Source organism: Actinophytocola sp. (assembly GCF_036555685.1).
In the GTDB taxonomy this organism is placed as follows: domain Bacteria; phylum Actinomycetota; class Actinomycetes; order Mycobacteriales; family Pseudonocardiaceae; genus Actinophytocola.
The window spans coordinates 21,008-42,309 of record NZ_DATBKY010000250.1 but is presented as its reverse complement, the minus strand read 5'-3'; the positions used below and the strand labels follow the sequence as shown (position 1 = coordinate 42,309).

Annotated in this window: 17 protein-coding genes; 11 read left to right on the top strand and 6 right to left on the bottom strand. The window is 72.3% G+C overall.

Translation table 11 applies throughout. The features are described 5' to 3' along the window. On the bottom strand, positions 1-510 hold a 510-nt coding region (locus VH969_RS25365; protein ID WP_331978520.1), incomplete at its 3' end, for an alpha/beta fold hydrolase. 38 nt (positions 511-548) lie between these two features. Here VH969_RS25365 and VH969_RS25360 point away from each other — a divergent pair. Next, complete coding sequence (locus VH969_RS25360; protein WP_331978518.1) at positions 549-1,859, top strand: cytochrome P450; 1,311 nt, start codon at positions 549-551, stop codon at positions 1,857-1,859. 45 nt (positions 1,860-1,904) lie between these two features. On the opposite strand, the gene VH969_RS25355 is transcribed toward VH969_RS25360, so the two are convergent. From VH969_RS25355 to VH969_RS25345, 3 genes are all read right to left on the bottom strand, one after another. After that, positions 1,905-2,441 carry a hypothetical protein gene (locus VH969_RS25355; protein WP_331978516.1) on the bottom strand — a complete coding sequence of 179 codons (537 nt, stop codon included), beginning with the start codon at positions 2,439-2,441 and terminating at the stop codon, positions 1,905-1,907. Between the two features lie 130 nt (positions 2,442-2,571). Next, a complete protein-coding gene (locus VH969_RS25350; protein WP_331978515.1) occupies positions 2,572-4,035 on the bottom strand; it encodes an MFS transporter in 1,464 nt (487 codons plus the stop codon). A gap of 37 nt (positions 4,036-4,072) precedes the next feature. Continuing rightward, on the bottom strand, positions 4,073-6,202 hold the full coding sequence (locus VH969_RS25345) for a beta-propeller domain-containing protein (RefSeq protein ID WP_331978513.1): 2,130 nt from the start codon (positions 6,200-6,202) through the stop codon (positions 4,073-4,075). Positions 6,203-6,274: 72 nt separating this feature from the next. Here VH969_RS25345 and VH969_RS25340 point away from each other — a divergent pair, with 72 nt between their 5' ends. Together VH969_RS25340 and VH969_RS25335 are read left to right on the top strand one after the other, a co-directional pair. Continuing rightward, positions 6,275-6,433 (top strand): hypothetical protein, encoded by a 159-nt coding sequence (locus VH969_RS25340; protein ID WP_331978511.1) that lies wholly within the window; start codon positions 6,275-6,277, stop codon positions 6,431-6,433. Then, positions 6,430-9,279 (top strand): AfsR/SARP family transcriptional regulator, encoded by a 2,850-nt coding sequence (locus VH969_RS25335; protein WP_331978509.1) that lies wholly within the window; start codon positions 6,430-6,432, stop codon positions 9,277-9,279. Before VH969_RS25340 ends, VH969_RS25335 begins: the two co-directional genes overlap by 4 nt. Before the next feature lie 417 nt (positions 9,280-9,696). Here VH969_RS25335 and VH969_RS25330 read toward each other — a convergent pair whose 3' ends face one another. Continuing rightward, the gene (locus tag VH969_RS25330) at positions 9,697-11,181 is read right to left on the bottom strand and encodes an FGGY-family carbohydrate kinase (protein WP_331978508.1); all 1,485 of its coding nucleotides are present in this window, start codon (positions 11,179-11,181) and stop codon (positions 9,697-9,699) included. A 71-nt stretch (positions 11,182-11,252) separates the two neighbouring features. Here VH969_RS25330 and VH969_RS25325 point away from each other — a divergent pair, with 71 nt between their 5' ends. The 4 genes from VH969_RS25325 (at position 11,253) to VH969_RS25310 (ending at position 13,972) form a co-directional block, all read left to right on the top strand. After that, a complete protein-coding gene (locus VH969_RS25325) occupies positions 11,253-12,248 on the top strand; it encodes a LacI family DNA-binding transcriptional regulator (protein ID WP_331978507.1) in 996 nt (331 codons plus the stop codon). A gap of 39 nt (positions 12,249-12,287) precedes the next feature. Continuing rightward, positions 12,288-12,872, top strand: a complete 585-nt coding sequence (locus VH969_RS25320; RefSeq protein WP_331978506.1) for a DNA-binding protein — start codon at positions 12,288-12,290, stop codon at positions 12,870-12,872. 95 nt (positions 12,873-12,967) lie between these two features. Continuing rightward, on the top strand, positions 12,968-13,618 hold the full coding sequence (locus VH969_RS25315) for an RES family NAD+ phosphorylase (RefSeq protein WP_331978504.1): 651 nt from the start codon (positions 12,968-12,970) through the stop codon (positions 13,616-13,618). A gap of 150 nt (positions 13,619-13,768) precedes the next feature. Further along, on the top strand, positions 13,769-13,972 hold the full coding sequence (locus VH969_RS25310) for a hypothetical protein (protein ID WP_331978502.1): 204 nt from the start codon (positions 13,769-13,771) through the stop codon (positions 13,970-13,972). Positions 13,973-13,981: 9 nt separating this feature from the next. Here the strand turns inward: VH969_RS25310 and VH969_RS25305 are convergent, their stop codons facing one another. Further along, the gene (locus tag VH969_RS25305; protein WP_331978500.1) at positions 13,982-14,995 is read right to left on the bottom strand and encodes a TerC family protein; all 1,014 of its coding nucleotides are present in this window, start codon (positions 14,993-14,995) and stop codon (positions 13,982-13,984) included. A gap of 295 nt (positions 14,996-15,290) precedes the next feature. On the opposite strand from VH969_RS25305, the gene VH969_RS25300 reads away from it, so the two are divergent. The 4 genes from VH969_RS25300 (at position 15,291) to VH969_RS25285 (ending at position 21,302) form a co-directional block, all read left to right on the top strand. Then, positions 15,291-18,158 (top strand): alpha/beta fold hydrolase, encoded by a 2,868-nt coding sequence (locus VH969_RS25300; RefSeq protein ID WP_331978498.1) that lies wholly within the window; start codon positions 15,291-15,293, stop codon positions 18,156-18,158. A gap of 245 nt (positions 18,159-18,403) precedes the next feature. Next, positions 18,404-19,315 (top strand): ABC transporter permease, encoded by a 912-nt coding sequence (locus VH969_RS25295; RefSeq protein WP_414638617.1) that lies wholly within the window; start codon positions 18,404-18,406, stop codon positions 19,313-19,315. Between the two features lie 101 nt (positions 19,316-19,416). Next, complete coding sequence (locus tag VH969_RS25290) at positions 19,417-20,271, top strand: helix-turn-helix domain-containing protein (protein WP_331978496.1); 855 nt, start codon at positions 19,417-19,419, stop codon at positions 20,269-20,271. A 17-nt stretch (positions 20,272-20,288) separates the two neighbouring features. Then, positions 20,289-21,302, top strand: coding sequence for a 5'-methylthioadenosine/S-adenosylhomocysteine nucleosidase family protein (locus VH969_RS25285; RefSeq protein ID WP_331978494.1), 1,014 nt, complete (start codon positions 20,289-20,291; stop codon positions 21,300-21,302).

Genomic DNA, 21,302 nt, shown 5'->3' with positions numbered 1-21,302 from the left:
GTCCAGCGCCAGCCGCCACCCGTCGCCGGCCGGCGTGACACCGGCGTCGAACGACGGGACCAGCCCGTGCAGCCCGGCCACCTTCAGGGCGCGCGCCATCGCCTCCGCCCGCGTACCGAACACCTTCGCCGGCCGGGCCGCCAGCTCCGCCGCCTTCGCGAGCTCCTCGGGACTCCACGACACCTTGATCCCCAGCCCGCACACCGCCGGCACGGAGACGCCGAACCACCCGCTCGCGAGCGTCAGCCCGAGCACGCCACCCAGCGAGTGACCCAGCACGGCCACCGGCCCGGCGGGAAGGGCGCCGGCCACCGAGGCCGCGAGCGCGCCGAACGAGTATCGGGGCAGCGCGGGTGACCGCCCGTGCCCCGGCAGGTCCGGCACGAGCACCGTCCCCGGCCACCGGTGCGCGAGCGACTCGACGAGCCCGTCCCACACCTCGCCGGTCGCGCCGAGTCCGTGCAGCAGAAGGAGAACCGGGTCACCGGATCCGTGGCGGGCCATGTACATGCCGAGGATCCTGCCGCACCCGGGAGCAGAATGGCGCCATGCCCGCCGACACCGCAGCGATCGTCGACCCGGACACGTACCTGACCGGCGTGCCACACGACCAGCTCGCGCGGCTGCGCGCGAAGTCGGCGGTGACCTGGATGGACGAGCCGCCGATCGACCGGCTTCCGGCCGGGCCCGGCTTCTGGGGTGTGCTCCGGCACGCCGAGGTCAAGGAGGTCATGCGCAATCCAGCGGTCTTCTCCTCGCACCTGGGCGCGACGCAGATCGTCGACCCGCCGAACGAGGAGGCGCTGAACTTCGTCCGGCAGATGATGCTCAACCAGGACCCACCCGAGCACTCCCGGCTGCGCAAGCTCCTCACCCGGGCGTTCACGCCGCGCGCGATCGCCCGGCTCGAGGACCGGATCGAGGGCTGGGCCCGCGACCTCGTCACGAACGTCGCCGACCGCAAGGAATGCGACTTCGCCACGGACATCGCGGCCGACCTCCCGCTCCTCACGCTCGCGGAGCTCTTCGGCGTGCCCAGCGAGGACCGGTGGCTGATGTTCGACTGGAGCAACCGGGTCATCGGCTACCAGGACCAGGAGTACGCGGTCTCCGCGCGGGCGGACGCGGACGGCGCCACCGAGATGGCGAAGCGGGCGCTCGCGTTGCGGCCGCGACCGGACGAGTACGGCCGGCTGCCCGACCAGCGCACGCGCGAGGGCATGCCCGACCTCTACGCCTACGCCCACGACCTCGGCGAGTACAAGCGGCGCAACCCCGGCGACGACATCATGTCCAACCTCATGCGCGAGGTCGACGACACGGGCGGCAGGGTCTCGCTCGGCGAGTTCGAGAACCTGTTCTGGCTGTTCTCCGTGGCGGGCAACGAGACCCTGCGCAACGCCCTGCCCGGCGGCATGTACGCGCTGATGTGTCATGTGGACGAATACCGGAAGCTGCGCGCCGACCGGAGCCTGCTACCCAAGGCCGTCGACGAGATGCTGCGCTGGTGGTCGCCGGTCATGCGCTTCCGCCGGACGGCCACAGTGGACACCGAGCTCGGCGGCACGCGGATCCGCGCCGGGGACAAGGTCGTCGTGTGGTTCTCCGCGGCCAACCGCGACGAGCGCGCCTTCGCCGACCCCGACCGGTTCGACGTCACGCGCGAGCCCAACGACCATCTCGGCTTCGGCCACGGCCCGCACTACTGCATCGGCGCGCACCTCGCGAAGGTCCAGATGCGGGCGCTGTTCACCGCGCTGTTCGACCTGCTCGGGGAGGTCGAGCCGGCGGGCGATCCGGTGCGGCTGCGCTCGAACTTCCAGAACGGCGTCAAGCACCTGCCGATCCGCTGGAAATAGGACGGCGCCCCCGGCCGGACCCGGGGGCGCCGTGACACGGTCGGCTCAGCAGCCGCCGCAGTTGTAGTACGTGATGTCCCAGTGGTTGCCCTCGAGGTAGTAGATGTTGCCCGAGCCGGACTGGTACTTGCTGCCACCGATGTACGTGAAGCTGCCGCGGATGTAGTTGCCGACACAGGTGTACAGGCTGATGTCCAGCTTGTAGCCGTTCCAGTGGCTGTAGGTGCCGCTGGCGTGTCCCACCTCGGTGCCGCCGGTGACGTTGATCGCGCAGCCGCTCGCCGACTTCAGCGTCTGGATGCCCTGGATCGTGGTCAGGTTGACCTGCTCGAACGACGTGCAGGTCGAGTTGTACCGGTCGCTGCAGCCGCCGCTCGACGACCACGTGATGCCCGAAGAGCGCAGTCGCGAGGTGGCCTGTGAGTGGGTGAGCTTGGTGACCAGCACGCCCACGTCCGAGCTCGATGACGGCGTGAACACCGGGTCGTGCTCCTTGGGCTGCGTGGACGCCTGCGCGCCGGCGGTGGTGATGAGCAAGGCGGACGCGGCGGCCGCCATGACCACGAGCGCTCGCACTGCCATTCTTCGCATTCGATCTCTCCGTTCCGCAGGGGGGAATGAGCGAAAGAAAGCGGCCCTCGAGACCGCGAGGGCAGGATGTGCAGGGCGCCGTCGCGGCCGGCAAGAACGCCTCCGCTGGCGAGACTAGTAGTTACTGACTAGATGTCATAGAGTGCTCGTGGAAATTTTCCAACTTGTTCTTCCCAACATTCCCACGGAAATCCACCACGGCGAGTACCAGCGCGAACAGCACCAGAACCACCGCCGCGAACAGCGCCGTTGCCAGGCCTTGGGGGAAGTGTCCGGCAGCGCCGGCCACCGCGTGGAAGATCGCGGCGAGCAGCGCGGTACCGACCGCGGTGCCCATGCGCTGCCCGGTCTGCAGCACCCCGCTCGCCACGCCGGACATGCCGGTCGGCACGCACGACAGCGTGATCGTCGTGTTCGGGGCGATCACCGCTCCCCCGCCGATGCCGGCGACCAGCATGGGCAGCGCGATCGCCACGATCAGGCGATGCGGGTCGACGTACAGCGTCAGCATCGCCACCACCGCGAGCCCGAGGGCCACCATCGACAGCCCGGCGACCGTGACGAGCCGGCCCCATCCGCTGACGAGCCGGCCCGCGATCCACGACGACACCGCCGAGCCGAGCGCGAACGGCGTCACCGCGAGCCCGGACTCCAGCGGCGAGAAGCCCAGCCCGGCCTGGAAGAAGATCGCGAACACCAGCCAGATGCCGGTGAACCCGCAGAAGTACACCGTGCCGATCGTCGCGCCGGGGGAGTAGCCCGGTGTCTGCGTGAACAACCGCAGGTCGATCAGCGGCGCCCGCTCGAGGGCGACCCGGCGCCGCTCCCAGCGCACGAACGCGTAGCCCAGCGGGATCGCCGGGAGGAACAGCCACCAGAACCGCTGGAGCCCGCCCGCTTCGGACTGGACGACCGGGAACAGCACGCACAGCACGGCCAGGCCGAGGAGCACGATCCCGACGACGTCGATGTCGGTGGCGGTCTCGTGGCGCGGGGTCGAGGGCACCAGGAACCACGCGAGCACGATCGTGAGCAGGCCGAACGGGAGGTTGACCAGGAACACCCAGCGCCAGCCGTCGGGTTCGCCGAACACGTCGAGGATCAGCCCGCCGATCACCGGGCCGGCCGCGGTCGACACCCCGATGGTGGCGCCGAGCAGGCCGAACGCGCGGCCGCGTTCGGCCCCGCGGAACAGATCCTGGATCAGCCCGCCGTTCTGCGGGGTGACGAGCCCGGCGAACAGGCCCTGCAGCAGCCGGGCGAGCACGAGCAGCAGCATCGTCGGCGCGAGGCCGGCGAGCACGCTCGTGACCACGAACCCGGTGAGCGCGACCAGGTACATGCTGCGCCGGCCGAACGCGTCGCCCAGCCGCCCGCCCGCGACCAGCACCAGGCCGAACGTCAGCGGGTAACCGGACACCACCCACTGCACACCGCTCGCCGAGGAGCCGAGTCCCTCCTGGATGGACGGAACCGCGACGGTCACGATGCTGACGTCGAGCAGGATCATGAACCCGCCCGCGAGGGTCACCACCAATGCACGCCAGCGTCGGGGGTCCTCGCCGGGCGGGTATTCGTCGCTCACATACCGTGTCTACCCACAACGGGGCGCGACTACCAACTCAGGTGAACGGCACCCAGGCCACCTCGGCGAGCGAGTCGATGTCGCTGACCAGCATGCCGGTGTCGGCGACCGTCCACAGCTCGTCGCCGATCACCAGCACGCGGCGCGGCACGAACGGCATGCCGGAGACGCCGGCGTCGTGGCGCACCATGCCGACCTCGGACAGCGCCCGGCCGGACAGCTTGACGACCAGCGCGCCCGAGTCGACGATGCCGGCGGTGTTCGGCTGCGTGCTCGACATCGGGACCACCACGAGGTTCTTCTCCGGCCAGTACAGGAACGCGTGCGGGTCGCCTTCGACCTCGGAGTGCGCGCCCTCGTACTGCAGCTGCGCGATCCGCTTGGCCCCCCGCTGGTCCGACATGTCGAACAGCGACAGCTGCGTGCCGGTCGCCATGCCGCCGCCGGTCGCGTCCTGCCCGACCCCGAGCAGCCGGTCCTCGCCCACCGGGTGCAGGTACGCCGAGTAGCCGTTGATCTTCAGCTCGCCCGTGACCCGCGGCTTGGCGGGATCCGACAGGTCCACTGTGTACAGCGGATCGGTCTGCCGGAAGGTGACCACGTAGGCCTTGGTCCCCATGAACCGCACCGCGTAGATGCGCTCGCCGCGGCCGAGCCCGTCGACGCGGCCGACCTCGGCGAGCTGCGCGCCCCGCCGGGTCAGCACGCTGACCATGCTGTGCGACTCCTCGGCGCCGGCCACCGTGGTGGCGAGCCGCAGGTCGCCGTCGTTCTCGGACAGCGAGTACTGGTTGAGCAGGCTGCCCGGCACACCGCCGGACGCGACGTGCCGTGGCCTGCCCGCGCCGGAGATGTCGAACTGGTAGATCTCGGTCGTCTCACCGGCCGCCTCCGGCCGGTCGGTCGGCCCGAACCCCGGGACACCGTGCGGGAAGTGGTCGTCCGCGACGTAGAGGCTCTTGCCGGTGCCGTACACCGTGTTGCCGTCGGCCGCGATGCTGATCGGGTCGCCGTTGCCCAGCTGCTTTCTCAGGTCGAAGGTCAGCACGGAGAGCATGGCGCTGCCGGTGTAGCGCTTCGGGTGGCTGACCGCGGTGCAGTCGACCAGCTCGCCGGAGCTGCTCCGGCCGCCCGCCGTCAGCTGGTAGCGCGGCAGCCAGTCCGAAATGGACGACGATTCGATCGCGCCGCGGTTGGCCGCCTCGGCGTCCGACGGCGAGATCCGCCCGTTCGGGTACGTGAACTTCAGGTGGGGAACCGAGCGCACCACCACGCGGGCGATCGAGCCGACCTGGCGGGCGTCGAGGTAGCTGCCCTCGACCGTCAGCGTGCCCAGGATCCGCCCGGGGCCGGTGAGATCGACGAGCAGCAGCTGCGCGCCGAACGCGGGGTCGACCGGCTCGTCGATGGGCGGCGTGCCGTTGTCCGGCGGAGTGTCGGACGGAATGTCCGGCACCGGCTCGCCCGGCGCGACGCCGCCGCCCGGTGGCATCGGCTTCTCCTCGACGCGCCCGCGCGGCATCGGTCCGACCATGCCGCCGGACGTGCTCACCACGAGCGCGCGGTCACCGTCGAGCAGCAGCTGTGTGGCGTACCCGCCGGGCAACGCGATGAGCGCGGTCTGCTTGTGCGAGGCCACGTCCACGACCCGCAGCCGGCCGTTCGAGACGGACACGACCCGGCGGCCGTCGGTCTTCACGATGTCCGGTTCGTCCACATCGGACTCGTAGTTGTTGGTGCCCGAGTGGTCCGGCGCCGCCGACTGGTCCTTGGTGTCCTTGGCATCCGGCGCGGCGCCCGGCCCGGCGTTCGGCGCGGCCCCCGGCGCGGGTGCCTCGGCGGGTGCGGCCTCCCGCGCCTCGCCGCCCTGCGCCACCTCTGCCCCGTCGGCGATCGCCACGTCGTCGCCCGCGTCGAGCCTGAACCGACCGCCGGGGCTGAACCCGTAGGGCCCGACGGCGGGCAGCGCGGCGGTCTTGAGCTCGTCCAGCGCGGACGCGCAGGAGTCGTAGGCGACGAGCTTGATCGCGGCGGGGTCGATCGCCACCGGCTGGTCGCCGTCCGCCACCCCGATGACCACGGCGGTGCCGGCCACGCCGACACCCAGTCCCACCACTGCCGCCGCCGCGACGGCGATGCGCGGCCATCTCGGTAAGTCTGCGTTCATGCCACCAGGACGGACACCCGCACCGAAAGCGTTGCACGAGGTTTTCCGTACCGCGGGGGACGGCCCGCGCGCGTGCCCACGACCGTGATCGACAACACCGGCCTGGCGTGTCCGGTCCGGCTGCGCCGGGCGTCCACTTCGGACCGACGCGAGGACGCGGAGGTCACCGGCATCGCTGGGGTACCGTGGATCGTCGATACGGACGTGTTCGGGAAGGGTCGCCGCGCGTGAAGATCCGGTTCCTCGGGCCGATGGACGTGAGCGACGGCACCCTGTTCGCCGACGTCGGCGCCCCGAAGATCCGCTCCCTGCTCGCCACGCTGCTGGTCCGCCCGCGCCAGGTCGTGCCGATCGACCAGCTCGTCGACGAGCTCTGGGGCGACACGCCGCCGAAGACCGCGACGACCCAGGTGCACGGCTACGTCCTGCGGCTACGCCGCCTCCTCGGCGACCCGGACGGCCACCTGCTGGTGACGGCCGCGCCCGGCTACCGGCTGATGCTGGGCGAGGACGACACCGACGCCGCGCGGTTCGAGGCACTCGCCGGGGAGGGGCACCGCGAGCTGCGCGAGGGACGGCCCGAGCGCGCGGCGGAGCTGCTCGGCGAGGCGCTCGCGTTGTGGCGCGGGCCGGCGTTCGCGGACGTGCCGCAGACCGCGGCCGTCACCGCGGAGGCGGCCCGGCTCACCGAGCAGCGGCTGACGGCGCTCGACGCCCGCATCGACGCCGACCTCGAGCGCGGCCGGCACACCATGCTGATCGGCGAGCTGCAGCAGCTCGTCGAGGAGCACCCGCTGCGCGAGCAGGCCTGGCACCGGCTGATGCTCGCCCTGTCCCGCGGCGGGCGGCAGGCCGAGGCGCTGCGGGCGTTCCAGCGGGTGCGCACGATCCTGGTCGACGAGCTCGGCGTCGAGCCCGGCGCGGCACTGCGCGAGCTGCACCAGCAGGTCCTCGCGGGCGAGGTCGAATCACCCGCCCCCGTGCCCGCGCTGCCGCCCATCTGCCAGCTGCCGGCCGACGTGCCCGACTTCACCGGCCGGCGTGCCCCGCTCGACGCGCTCGGCGAGCTGCTCGCCGCCCGCTCCCCCGACGCGCCGCCACCGGTGGCGGTGATCTCCGGCGGGCCCGGCATCGGCAAGTCCACGCTGGCCCTGCACGCTGCCCGCCGGGCCGCGCCCGACTTCCCGGACGGCCAGTTCTACCTCGACCTCGCCGGCACGTCGCCCGAACCACGCGACCCGGCGGTGCTGCTGGCCGAGGTGCTGCACGCGCTCGGTGTCACCGGCGCTGCGGTGCCCGACGGCCTGCACGCCCGGGCCGCGCTCTTCCGTTCGCTGCTGGCGGACCGGCGGATGCTGCTCGTCCTCGACGACGCCGCGCACGCGGAGCAGGCCCGCTGGCTGCAGCCGCCGACCGGGTCCTGCGCCGCGATCATCACCAGCCGGGCGGTGCTCACCGACCTGCCCGGCGCGCGGCACATCGAGCTCGACGTGCTCGACGCGGCCGAGGCGCACGACCTGTTCACGCGCATCGTCGGCGCCGAGCGCGTCGCCGGCGAGCCCGAGCACGCCGCTGCGATCCTGCGGGCCTGCGGGCACCTGCCGCTCGCGATCCGGATCGCGGCCGGCAAGCTGCTCGGCCGGCCGGCGTGGTCGCTGCGGGTGCTGCGCGAGCGGCTGGAGGACGAGTCGCGCCGGCTCTCCGAGCTGCGGCTCGGTGACCTCGGTGTGCGGGCCAGCTTCGACCTGTCGGTGCGCCTGCTGCCCGCGGACGCGGTCACCGCGCTGCGGCTGTTCGGCATCCTCGGCCCGCAGACGGTGCCGGGCTGGGTCGTCGGCCCCCTGCTCGGCCGCGCCGATGCCGACGACGTGCTCGACGCCCTCGTCGACGCGAACCTCGCGCGGCTGACCACCACCGACGCCACCGGCCAGCCCCGCTACCGGCTGCACGACCTGCTCCGCGCGTATGCCGCGGAGGGCGCCGAGGAGATCCCGCACGAGGCACGCCGCGCCGCGGTGGGCCGGCTGCTGGCCACCTGGCTCGACCTCGCCACGCGCGCGGCCGACGCGATGCCGCCCAGCCTGTTCCGCCCACCCCCCGGGTCCGCGCCACGCCGCCGCGCCCGCGCCGACGTCGAGCGGCGGGCCGTCGCCGACCCGGTGAGCTGGTTCGGCACCGAGCGGTCGGTGCTGCTCGGCGCGGTGCGGCTGGCCGCCGACTGGGAGCTGGCCGAGCTCGCGTGGGAGCTCGCGACCGTCGCGGGGACCTACGACGACCACCACAGCCGCTACGAGGACTGGCAGCGCGGGCACCAGCTGGCGCTCGCCGCCGTCCGGCGCGCGGGGAACCGGTTGGGCGAGGCGGTGCTGCTGCGTGGCCTCGCGCAGGTGCAGATCTACCGCGACGACTTCCCGGCGGCGACCGCGAACCTGCGGCGGGCGGTCGAGCTCTTCCGGAAGGTGGGCGACAAGCTCGGCGAGGGTCTCGCGACCGCCGGCCTCGGCACGATCCACCGGGTGCTCGAGGAGAACGAGCCGGCGCTCGCGCACGCGAAGCAGGCACTGGACCTGGTCACCGCCGCGGGCGACCGGCACACCGAGGCACAGCTGCTGAGCGCGATCGGCGCCATCCACCTGGCCCGCGACGACCACGACGCCGCCCGCACCTGGTTCGACGACGCGCTCGCGCTGGCGCGCAGGCTCGGCGACGAGCACCGGGAGGCGGTCGTGTTGCGGGAGATGAGCGCCCTGCACGAGCCGTCCACCGCGCTCGAGTGCCTGCGCCGCGCCCGCGACATCTTCACCGCGCTCGCCGACGACCGGTGCGTTGCCTATACATTGGTGAAGTCCGGCCAGATCCACGCGCGGCGAGGCGAGCGGGCAAGCGCGGTGCCCGACCTCGAGCTCGCCGCCGAGATCTTCCGGCGGTACGGCTCCCGGCTCGACGAAGCCCAGTGTTGGGAGCTGCTGGGCACGTTCGAGGCGGAGAACGGGAACCCGGCCGGCGCGACGCGGCACCTCGACCAGGCGCGCAAGCTCTGGAGGTCCGTCGGCGCGACCGGCCGGATTCCTGGCTGACAGGTTGGTGGCCCGCCCCTCGCCGGACCACCAACCCCGGCTCATCTCACGTCCCGGGCGCGATGTCGTCCCGGGGGCCCCTTCAGCGGGAGTCGAACGGCACCCGGGTGGCCAGCTCGCCGTCCTTGCCGCGGGTGAACGCGGCGTTTCCGTTGCCTGGGGCGACGAACCGGACGGCGGGAGAAGTCCCTCGCCGCGAGCTCGAAGTCGCCGTCGGGCGCGGCAGTGGCAGCGGTAGTGGCAGCGGTGGTGGACGCGTACACCGTGGGGGTCAGGATGGCCGTGGCGAGCGGCGCGAGGATCGTTCGCATGCTGTTCCCCTGCTCTTCGGGTGATCCCGCGGGAGGCCCTCCCGCATGCGTCGAAGAGTGCACGGAGTGGCTACATCGCGGCTAAGCCGCGCATAAGCGTCCGGGTTCAGGGGCGGTCGGCGGCGTGCTGCTCGGCCGCGAGGAAGTGCGCGACGTCGGCCGTCGCCGGGTAGAGGGCCCGGTAGTGGCGGTAGTACTCCTCGTACCGCGCCGTCTGGTCGGGCACCACCGTGTGGTCGGCCGGGTTCCACGCCACGGGGTCGACGTCGACGCCGGTGGCGACCGCGGCCAGCAGGGCGTCGCCAAGGCAGGCGCCGACGGTCTCGGCCGGCACCTGCTGCTCGGCGCCCGTCACGTCCGACACGATCTGGGTCCACAGCCCGCCCTGCGTGCCGCCGCCGACCGCGACCAGCCGGCTCGGCCGCCCGCCCGCCTCGCGCATCACCTCGAGGTTGTGCCGCACGCCGTACGCGATTCCCTCCAGCGCCGCCCGGTACAGCTCCGCCCGGCCGTGCTCGAGCGTCAGCCCGGCGATCATGCCACGCGCGTCCGGGTCGAAGATCGGCGTGCGCTCGCCGGCGAAGTACGGCAGCAGCAGCAGGCCGCGGCTGCCGGCCGGTACCGCGGCCGCCTGCTCGACGAGCGTCGCGAACTCGCCGCCGACGAGCCGGCGCAGCCAGTCGGTGACCGCGCCGGACGTGGCCATGCCGGCGGCCAGCGACCGGGTGCCCGGGAACACGCCGCTCGTCGTCCACAGCCCGGGATGCGGCGTCGGCGACTCCAGCACCTGGACGAGGAACATCGTGGTGCCGTACATGACCATGACGTCGCCCGGTTCGCGCACGCCCACGCTCGTCGCCTCGGCCCACGCGTCGACGGTGCCGGCGGTGACCGGAAGTCCTTGCGGCAGGCCGGTTTCCCGGGCGGCCGCGGCGGTGACCGTACCGGCGACCTCGGTCGGCCAGGCCAGCTCCGGCAGCGTCAGCCCGGGCGCGACCCGGCCGGCCCAGTCGGCCGCCCAGCCGAGCTCGTTCTGGTCGTACATGGGGTCGCACTGGCTCGCCGAGTGGTGATCGAGGACGTAGCGGCCGGTCAGCCGGTGCACCAGGTACGAGCTCGCCATCAGCAGCATCTCGGTGCGCTCGTAGACCGCCGGCTCGTGCCGGGCGAGCCAGCGGATCTTGGGGCCGACGGCCTGGCTCGACAGCGGGGTCCCGCCGCGGCGCAGGATCTCGTCGGCGCCGAACTCCTCCGTCAGCTCGGCGATCTCGGCGCCGGCCCGGGTGTCGACGCCGTACAGGATCCCGGGGCGCAGCGGGCGGCCCGCCGCATCGGCGGGAAGCAGGCACGGGCCGATGCCGCTGACCGCGAGGCCGGCCAGCCGGCCCTCGGCGGCCGGGACCAGCTCGCGGGCGAGCGCCAGAAAGTCCGCCCACCACACGGCATCCGCGTCCTGCTCGACCCAGCCGGGGTGCGGGGTGGCGGTCCGGTGCTCGCGACCGGCCCGGGCCAGCACCCGTCCCTGGCCGGTGACCAGCACGCCCTTCGAGCCGGACGTCCCGATGTCGATGCCGAGGAACAGGTCAGCCACCGGGCCATTCTGCACATGAGGCTCGTCGCCTCGGCCGGTACTGTCGTGGTGAAGGCGAAAGTGAGGCGGCAGTGGCGACGATCAGCGACGTTGCCTCCCGGGCAGGCGTCTCGACGGCGACCGTGTCGCGGGCGCTGAACGGCAAGTCCACAGTGGACCCGGAGCTGGTGGCGCGGGTGCTCGCGGCCGCCGAGGAGCTCGGCTACCAGCCGAACGGGCCGGCGCGCAACCTGCGGCGCCAGGAGGCGGCCGTCGTCGCGCTGATCATCAGCGACGTCGAGAACCCGTTCTTCACCGCGATCGCGCGCGGGGTCGAGGACGTGGCGCACGCGGACGGCTATTCGGTCGTGCTGTGCAACGCGGACGAGAACGTCGACAAGGAGCGCCGGTACGTCGACGTCGCGATCCAGGAGCGGGTCGCGGGCGTGATCATCTCCCCGACGTCGACCGCCACGAACGTCGACCTCCTCCTCAACCGCGGCACGCCGCTGGTCGCGGTCGACCGTCCGCTGCCGGAGCGCACCAGCGACACGGTCCTGGTCGACACCCGCGTGGCCGCCTGCGAGGCCACCGAGCACCTGCTGGCGGAGGGCTACGAGCGGATCGGCTGCATCACCGGTCCGCCGGGCATCCGCACCGCCGAGGATCGGCTGGCCGGCTACCGGGACGCGCTGCGCCTGGCGAAGGTCCGGGCGTCGGCGCGGCTCGTGCGCCGGACGGAGTTCAAGGCGGCCGGGGCCGGCCGGGCCTGCGCGGAGCTGCTGGACTCGGCGCCGCCGCCGGACGCGTTGCTGGTGGCCAACAGTGCGATGGCGGTCGGGGTGCTGGCCGCGTTGCGGTCCCGCGGGCTGCGGCCCGGGCCGGACGTCGGGTTGGTCGCGTTCGACGACGTGCCGTGGGCCGGGTTGGTCGATCCGCCGCTGACCGTCGTGGCGCAGCCCGCCTACGAGATCGGGTCCGTCGCGGCGCGGCTGCTGCTGGCGCGGATCACGGACAACGGGCGGGCGCCGACGACCACGACGCTCGGGGCCCGGTTGATCGTGCGCGGGAGCTCCCGACGCACATGACCTACGCACGAGTGCGCACGTTCGTGCTACCCTGTGCACATGTCTACCTCGTTGCGTGACGCACTGGCTCGAGCCGGGCTGCGGGTGGACTCGGACTCCTTCCTCGAGCTGGTCGAGGACGCCGCACGGCAGCTCGTCCCCGCCGACCCCGCGCCCGCCGAGTACTTCACCGACTCGCAGCGTGCCGCGCTGACGGACGTCGGCCTGGATCTGGCGCCGCGCGGGGACACCGAACGCGACCCACGGGCGCGGACCGTGGCGCTGCAGGCGGTCCTGCGGGACACCGCGCTGTCCGTCGCCGGCGCCGCGGAGCGGATCGGGGTCGACTCGAGCCGCATCCGGCATCGGCTGGCGGACGGGCGGCTCACGGGCTGGAAGGACCGCGGTGGCTGGCGGCTGCCGGTCTGGCAGTTCACCGACGACGGCGTGCTCCCCGGCCTCGGCACCGTGCTGGCCGCCGTCCCCGATGACCAGCCGCCACTCGTGGTGGCCGGGTTCATGACCACAGCACAGGAAGACCTGCGGACCGCCGCCGAACCCACGACCCCGCGGGACTGGCTCCTCGCGGGCGGCGACCCGGCCGCGGTGGCCCGGCTCGTGGCCACACTCGGCACCCCGGTGTGACCCCGCACGCAGCGAGCCGAATCGCTCACCCTGCGCACCGGCGCGGCGTCTAGGCTTGGCCGACGACCGCCGGCGACCAGGAGACACATCGAGGAATGTCACGGCTCCCCCAGCCGCCGGCCCCCGCTGCGCTGAAGAAGCTCCTCCGCCCGCACGAAGACGTCGTCGCGGTCCATTCCGGTACCCGCCTCGTGCGTGTGTTCGCCGCCGGCGGCAGGCACCTGCAGCGGTGGCACACGTTCCGCACGACCGGCCCGCTCCCCCACGCCCGGTTCGACCCGCACCCGCCGCGGGCCGGCGGCGAGGCGGGCCAGGCGGACGTAGGCGTGCTGTACTTCGCGCTGTCCGCGCGCACCAGCATCGCGGAGGTCTACCAGCAGACGTCCATTGTGGACAGGACGACGCGGCGGCCGCACCTCGTGGTGTTCCAGCCGCGGCGCACGTTGCGGCTGCTGGACCTGACCGGCCTGTGGCCGACCCGCGCGGGCGCGTCGCAGGAGATCAGCTCCGGCCACAAGGACGTCACGCAGGCGTGGGCCCGCGCGATCCACGCGGCGTTCCCGGACCTGGACGGGCTCTGGTACCGCTCGTCGATGGACTCCGGCGACCCCGCGGTGTGCCTGTGGGAACCCCCGGCGGCCGACGCGCTGCCGGCGGACCCGGACGTGCTGCTCCCCCTCGATCACCCGGGTCTCGACCTGCCGCTGTCACGAATTTGTGAAGCCCTGAACTACACCCTGCTCTAGCTCGTGCTTCAGGTAGGGGGAACCCCACGGGGAAACCGGGGGTCTCCCCGATGTCCCCATACCCCAAGCCTCCTTAGCGTCGGTGACGAAAGGTTTGGTGAGCGGCATCACATCAAGAACAACACCCAGGACAGCATCGAGAGGCCCGCCATGAACAGCAACGAGCACGAGAAGAGACCCCGCGTCTGGCTGGTCGGCACCACGCCCGACCCCGCCGACCTGCCGGTCGTGCGCGACACGCGGATGCGCACCTGGCAGCCCGGCGACGACGGGCGCTACCACTCCACCGACGGCTGGCACCACGCCACCTGGAACGAGCTGCACTCGCGGTACGACCTCGTCGAGGTGGCCTGACCGGATGCCCTACCGCATGGTGTCCGAACCCGCCGAGACCATCGCGCGGCGGTCGTCGCGCCGGGTCTTGAGCAGGCTCGCGACCGCGGTGATCACCAGGACGCTCACGATGACCGACAGGGACACCGCGATGTTCACCGTCGGCACCGGCACCGGCTGGCCGCCGTTGATGAACGGCAGTGCGTTGGTGTGCAGCGCCTCGAGGACCATCTTGACGCCGATGAAGCCCAGGATGACCGCCAGCCCGACCGACAGGTACACCAGCCGCCTGAGCAGCCCGCCCAGCAGGAAGTACAGCTGGCGCAGCCCCATCAGGGCGAAGGCGTTCGCGGTGAAGACCAGGAAGGCCTCCTTGGTGAGGCCGAAGATCGCCGGGATCGAGTCGACCGCGAACAGCAGGTCGGCCGACCCGATCGCGATCATGACGATGAACATCGGCGTGGCGTAGCGCCTGCCGTTCATCCGGGTGAAGACGCGGCCACCGTGGTAGTCGTCGGTCACCGGGAACAGCTTCCGGGCCCACTTCGTGATCCTGTTCTCCTCGTACTCCTCTCCCTCCGCGTCACCCATGTTCGACTTGGACAGCTTGATCGCGGTGTAGACGAGGAACGCGCCGAACACGTAGAACACCCAGCTGAACTGGGCGATGGCTGCGGCGCCGACGGCGATGAAGATGCCGCGCAGGACGAGCGCGAGGACGATGCCGACCAGCAGCACCTTGTGCTGGTGCGCGGGCGGCACCGCGAACGCCGACATGATCACCAGGAAGATGAACAGGTTGTCGACGGACAGCGAGTACTCGGTGATGTATCCGGCGAAGTACTCCCCGGCGTGCGTGCCGCCGGCGAACATCCAGATACCGAGGCCGAACAGCACGGCGACGGCGACGTAGAAGACCACCCATCGGGCCGCCTCACCGACGGTCACCTCATGCGGTTTGCGGTCGACGATGATCAGGTCGATGGCAAGCAACACCAGGAGGCCGCCGATGGTGGCGAGCCAGACCCACACGGGTACGTTCATTCACTGAACCTCCGGTCCAAGCAACGCTTCTGACCGGAGGTCTCTTCCGCCGGCCCGTGTGACCGACCACCCATGCCGGGAGCCGCGGGCTCGGCCCGGGCTGCCGTGTTGACGACATCGGCGCGAAGGAATACTCCCCTCCACTGCCCGTCCATTGTCGCCTGTCCGACTCGATCGCACCAGTCCAGATTGTCCGAAGTGCGCATGGGCTTGATCACATCGGGCAAATCAGGCGAAGCGGACCGAACCGACGGTCTCTCAGCCACTCTCAGGAACCGTCGAATACGGTTTCGTCGTGGCCCGTCTTTCCCGCTCACGCGTGCGTTGGAGCATCCTCGCGCTTGCCGTCGTCGTGGTCGCCACCGGCGGCGTGGTGTGGCTCAACCGTGCGGACGAACCGCCGGCCGTGCACGCGCGAGCGGAGACGATCGCCGGTGCCGGCAAGGGTGTGACGCTCGACGCGACGCTGTACACGCCGGAGCGCACACCGGCCCCCGCGGTGATCGTCGCGCACGGCTTCGGCGGCAGCAAGGAGAGCGTCGACGGGGACGCGCGGGAGCTCGCGCAGCGCGGGTTCGTCGTGCTCACCTACTCCGCGCGCGGGTTCGGCCGCAGCACCGGGCAGATCGCGCTGAACTCGCGCGACGCCGAGGTGGCCGACGCGTCGAAGCTGGTCAGCTGGCTCGCGAAGCGGCCGGAGGTCGTCCAGGACGGGCCGGACGACCCGCGCGTCGGCGTCACCGGCGGCTCCTACGGCGGCGCGCTGTCGCTGCTGCTCGCGGGCACGGACAAGCGGGTCGACGCGCTCGCGCCGACGATCACGTACAACGACCTCAGCCAGGCGCTGCTGCCGAACTCGGCCACCACGGGCGCGACGCCGGACACCCCGGCGGCCAACGCGGACGCGCCGAACGGCGTGTTCAAGCGCTCCTGGGCGGGCATCTTCTTCGCCGCGGGCGTGGGCGGCGCGGGGCTCGCGGACCCGTCGACCGACGCGATCGAGCCGGGCAGCGAGGACGACGACGCGGACGCGCCCGCCAACTCCGGCGGCGCGCCGGCCGACGCGGCCCCGTCCGACGGTAAGCCGTCGGGCGCGGGCCAGGGCCCGCAGCTGGGCTCGGGCAACCCGTGCGGCAAGTTCCGCGAGGACTTCTGCCTCGCGTACGCCGAGGTGGCCACGACCGGGCGGGCGAGCGCCAAGACCGTGAACCTGCTGCGCTCGGTGTCACCGGTGACCGTGGCGGGCGACATCACCCAGCCGACGCTGCTCGTGCAGGGCGAGCAGGACACCTTGTTCGGGCTCGATCAGGCCGACGCCACCGCGCGCCAGATCAGCAAGGCCGGCGGCGACGTGAAGGTCGTCTGGTACACCGGCGGGCACGACGGCGGGAAGCCCGGGCCGGAGCTGCGCGCCGAGATCGCCGACTGGTTCGACTTCCACCTCCGCCACCAGGGTGTCGACCCGGGCACCGGGCTCGAGTACGCCGTGCAGGGCGCCCTGCGGGTGCAGGGCGCGCCCTCGGTGCGCACGGTGTCGGCGAGCACCTATCCGGGCCTGGACGGCACGGTCACCGACCGGCGGCGGGTGCGGGTGTACGGGCCGGAGCAGACGATCATCAACCCGCCGGGCGGCAACCCGGCGTCGGTCAGCAGCATGCCCGGCCTGGGCGCGATCATCGGCAGCTCGTCGCGGCTCGCGGGGCGGGTGGCGATCGACCTGCCGGGCCAGTCCGCGCGGTTCACCAGCCGGCCACTGAGCTCGCAGCTGCTCATCGCCGGGTCGAGCACGGTGAAGCTGCGGGTGTCGGCGGTCAGGGGAGTGCCGGTGCCCGAGGGCGGCGCGGTGCTGTTCGCGAAGCTGTACGACGTGGGCCCGGACGGCACCCGGATCCTGCCCGGTTCCGGCGTCTCGCCGCTGCGGATCCCGGCGCTGCCGGCCGACGGGCGACCCGTCGAGCTGACCGTCACGCTGCCCGGCATCGTCCGTCCTATCGAGACAGACCGGCGGATCGAGCTCGTGGTGAGCACGACGGACCAGGCGTACGCCACGCCGGCCCAGGCGGCCGCGTACCGGGTGGCGATCTCGCCGGAGGCGACCGTCGACGCGCCGGTCGTGTCGGGCACCCGCTCGGACACCGGGCCGCCGACCGGCCCGCTGGTCGGCATCGCGATCGTCTTGGGCATCTGCGTCCTGGCGGCGATCTGGGGCGCGCTTCGCCGGCGCCGCTCGGTCGACTCGGACGCGTCGCTGGCCGACGTGCCGCTGGTGATCGAGAACCTGTCGAAGTCGTATCCCGGTGGCGTGACCGCGGTCGACGAGCTGTCGTTCCGGGTCGAGCGCGGGCAGGTGCTCGGGCTGCTCGGCCCGAACGGCGCGGGCAAGACGACGACGCTGCGCATGCTGATGGGCCTGATCACGCCGACCGGCGGCACGATCCGGGTGTTCGGCCACCGGGTGTACTCGGGCGCGCCGGTGCTGTCCCGGATCGGCTCGTTCGTCGAGGGTGCGGGGTTCCTGCCGCACCTGTCCGGGCGGGCGAACCTGGAGCTGTACTGGGCGGCGACGGGGCGGCCGGTGGACAAGGCCCATTTCACCGAGGCGCTGGAGATCGCCGGCCTGGGCGACGCGGTGGACCGCCGGGTGCGGACGTACAGCCAGGGCATGCGCCAGCGGCTGGCGATCGCGCAGTCGATGCTGGGGCTGCCGGACCTGCTGGTGCTCGACGAGCCGACCAACGGGCTGGACCCGCCGCAGATCCACCAGATGCGCGAGGTGCTGCGCCGGTACGCGGCGGCGGGCCGCACGGTCCTGGTGTCGTCGCACCTGCTGGCCGAGGTCGAGCAGACGTGCGACCACGTGGTCGTCATGCACCACGGCCGCCTGGTCGCGGCCGGGCCGGTGGACGAGATCGTCGGCGGCGGTGGCGAGGCGACGTTCCGGGTCGACCAGCCGGCGGAGGCGGCCGAGGTGCTACGCGGGGTCGACGGCGTCGAGGACGTGGTGGTCGAAGGCCCGCTGGTGCACGCGGATCTGGACGGCCTGCCCCGCGCCGAGGCACTGGCCACGCTGATCCGCGCGGGCGTGGCCGTGGAGCAGGCGGGCCCACGCCGCCGCCTGGAGGACGCCTTCCTGCAACTGGTAGGAGAGGACACCACCCGATGACCCCCGACGACCGCTCCGCCACGAACGGCGCATCCGGCCGCGACGCCTCGGCCGAGCCGCCCGGCCCGGGAGCCGCCGACCGCTCCCCCGGTTCGAGCGACGCCACCGGCGCGGTCGCGGCCAACGGCTCCGCGAGCGCGGCGGCCGGCGCGCGCTCGGCCGGTCGGGCATCCGGATCGGCTGCCGGCGCGCGCTCGACGGGCACCGAACCGGGCGGTGGCGTCGACCTGTTCGACGAGCACGACGTGCACACCGACCCGGCCGCGCTCGAGACACTCGCCGAAGCGGCGGCGCACGAGACGCTCGAGGTCGCACCGGACGGGTCGGTCGTCGGCTACCGGGCGCGGCGCACGCTGCGCCTGCGGGTCGAGCTGACCCGCCAGCTGCGGCGCCGGCGGGTGCAGTTGATCCTCGGGTTCCTCGTGCTGCTGCCGTTCATCCTGTGGGCGGCCTTCGAGTTCGGCACCGAGGGCGGGGGCGCGCGCTCGGGCGGCTTCGTCGACCTGGCCACCAGCAGCGCGCCCAACTTCGTCGTCTTCGCGCTGTTCGCGACCGGCAGCTTCCTGCTGCCCATGATCGTCGCCCTGTTCTTCGGGGACACGATCGCGAGCGAGGCGTCCTGGTCGAGCCTCAAGTACCTGCTCGCCATGCCGATCCCCCGCCACCGGCTCATGCGGCAGAAGGCGATCACCTCGGCGCTGCTGTCCCTGTTCGCGATCACGCTGCTGCCGGCCGTCGCGCTCGGGGTGGGCGTCGTCTTCTACGGCGCGGGCGAGGCACTCAGCCCGACCGGGGACGCGATCCCCTTCGACAAGGCGATGGTCGCGCTCGTGCTGACCATCTGCTACCTGGCCATCCACCTGCTGTGGGTCGCCGGCGTGGCGCTCTTCCTCACGGTCTCGACCGACGCGCCACTCGGTGCCGTCGGCGGCACCGTCCTCGTCGCGATCCTGTCGCAGATTCTCGACCAGATCACCGCGCTGGAGGGCCTGCGCAACTACCTGCCGACCCACTACGCGTTCGCCTGGTCCGACCTGATCTCCACCGACATCGACTGGTCGAACATGGCGGCGGGCGCCTTCTCCGCGATCGCCTACGGCGCCTTCTTCGGCCTCCTGGCCTGGCGCCGCTTCCGCACCAAGGACATCACCTCCTGACCAGTCCAGCCACGCTTCGTGCCATATGGCTTGAAGCGAGGTAGCATGAGGACATATTGAATCCCGCCAGATGGCTCCACGAGCACTGAGGGGACGTCCTCATGGCACAGGTCGGCGCCCGGGTGATGCAGCAACGGCGGCTCAGAAGCGAGCTGCGCCGGATACGCGAAGGCGCCGGTCGCACCCAGAAGTGGGCGGCCGAGGCGCTCGGCTGGTCGATGTCCAAGGTCATTCGCATCGAGACCGGTGTGGTCCCGGTGTCGCCCGCGGACGTGATGGCCATGCTGCACGTCTACGAGCTCGACGACCGGCGACTCGCGGATGAGCTCGTCGCCATCACCCGCACCAGGACCGCGATGTGGTGGGACGAGTACCGCGACATCCTCAGCGACCAGGCGCTCGACCTTCTCGACTACGAGAACTCCGCCACGGGCATCCGGCAGTACATCGGCTTCGCCATGCCCGGTCTCCTGCAGACCGACGAGTACGCCATGGCCGCTGCCGGCCGGCTTGCCGGACCGGACACCGTCGAGCGGCTCGTCGAGGTCCAGCAGCGCCGGCAGCACCGACTGTCCGAAAGTGATGGTCCGCAGGCGAGTTTCGTGCTCGACGAGGCCGTGTTGCACCGGCGGGTCGGCGGCCCGTCCGTGATGCGCAACCAGCTACTTCACTTGAAGGAAGTGGCGAACGCGGGCGATGTCACGATCCTGGTGGTGCCTTTCACGAGCGGCACACACCTGGGTATGGCGGCGTCCTTCACGATCTTCGAGTTCGCACCCGAGTACGGGGACAGCATCGTCACGATCACGGATCCGCATCGCGAGGCCGTGATTCGTGACGATCCCGAATCCGCCAAGAAGTACGCCGGCACCTTCCGCGAGCTTCAAGACCTCGCCACCGACCGGCTCGACGAGATCATCGACCCCTTGCTCGAGACCATGCGCCGCGCGTCCTAAGGAGGTTGGCCCGTGCGATGAGCACCTCAGGAAGTGGGCACACCACCCAGGTGACACCCGTCGTCACCCGACTCCCCGAACCACGCCGGGCGAGCACGCCGCCGACGATCGGCGTACTGACGGCGACGCCGTGGGAGTTCGCCGCGATGCGCGCACTTCTCGACCGGCCGCACAACGACGAGGGCACCCGCAACGACCCGGCGCACTACGTCCTCGGCGAGCTGCCGAGCCGCCGGAGCGGTGCCGACCACTCGGTGGTGCTCACCCAGCTCGGCCGGACCGGCACCGACGCCGCGGCCAGTGGGTGCACGAACCTGTTGCGCAGCTTCGCCTCCGTCAAGCTCGTGGTCATGGTCGGCACCGCGGCCGGCATCCCGGACCTCCGGCACCCGGAACGCCACGTGCGGCTCGGCGACATCGTCGTCGCCACCCAGGGTGTCGTCGACTACGACCACGTCCGCGTCAACGGCGACGGCGTCCAGCCGCGCCGCCAGTTCCCCTCCCCCTCGCCGCGGCTCGTGCGCTGCGCGGACCGGCTCAAGGCCGACGAGCTCAGCGGCGAGTACCCGTGGGAGGAATGGCTCGGCGACCGCATGCCCGCGAACCTCAACGGCTACGCCCGCCCGCGCCCCGGCACCGACCTCCTCCACGACCACACCGGCCGGCGGCTCAAGCACCCGCAACGCAACCGCACCGGCCACCGTCCCGGCCTGCCGAAGGTCCACTATGGATCGATCGGCAGCGCAAACCGCTCCCTGCGCGACGCCGTCGTGCGCGACCAGGTCGCCGCGCGGCACGGCTTTTTGGCCCTGGACATGGAAAGCGCCGGCGTCGGCAGCAGCTGTTTCCTGAACGACCGCGAGTGGTTCGTGGTCCGCGGCATCGCCGACTACGCGGACAGCCACCGCAACGAGCGCTGGCGCCACTACGCGTCCCTCGCCGCCGCCGGCTACGTGCGTGCCCTGCTGGCGGAGTGCCTGCCGGTCGAACCCCAGTACGGCCACGACGAGCTCGCCTCCGCGGCGAACTGA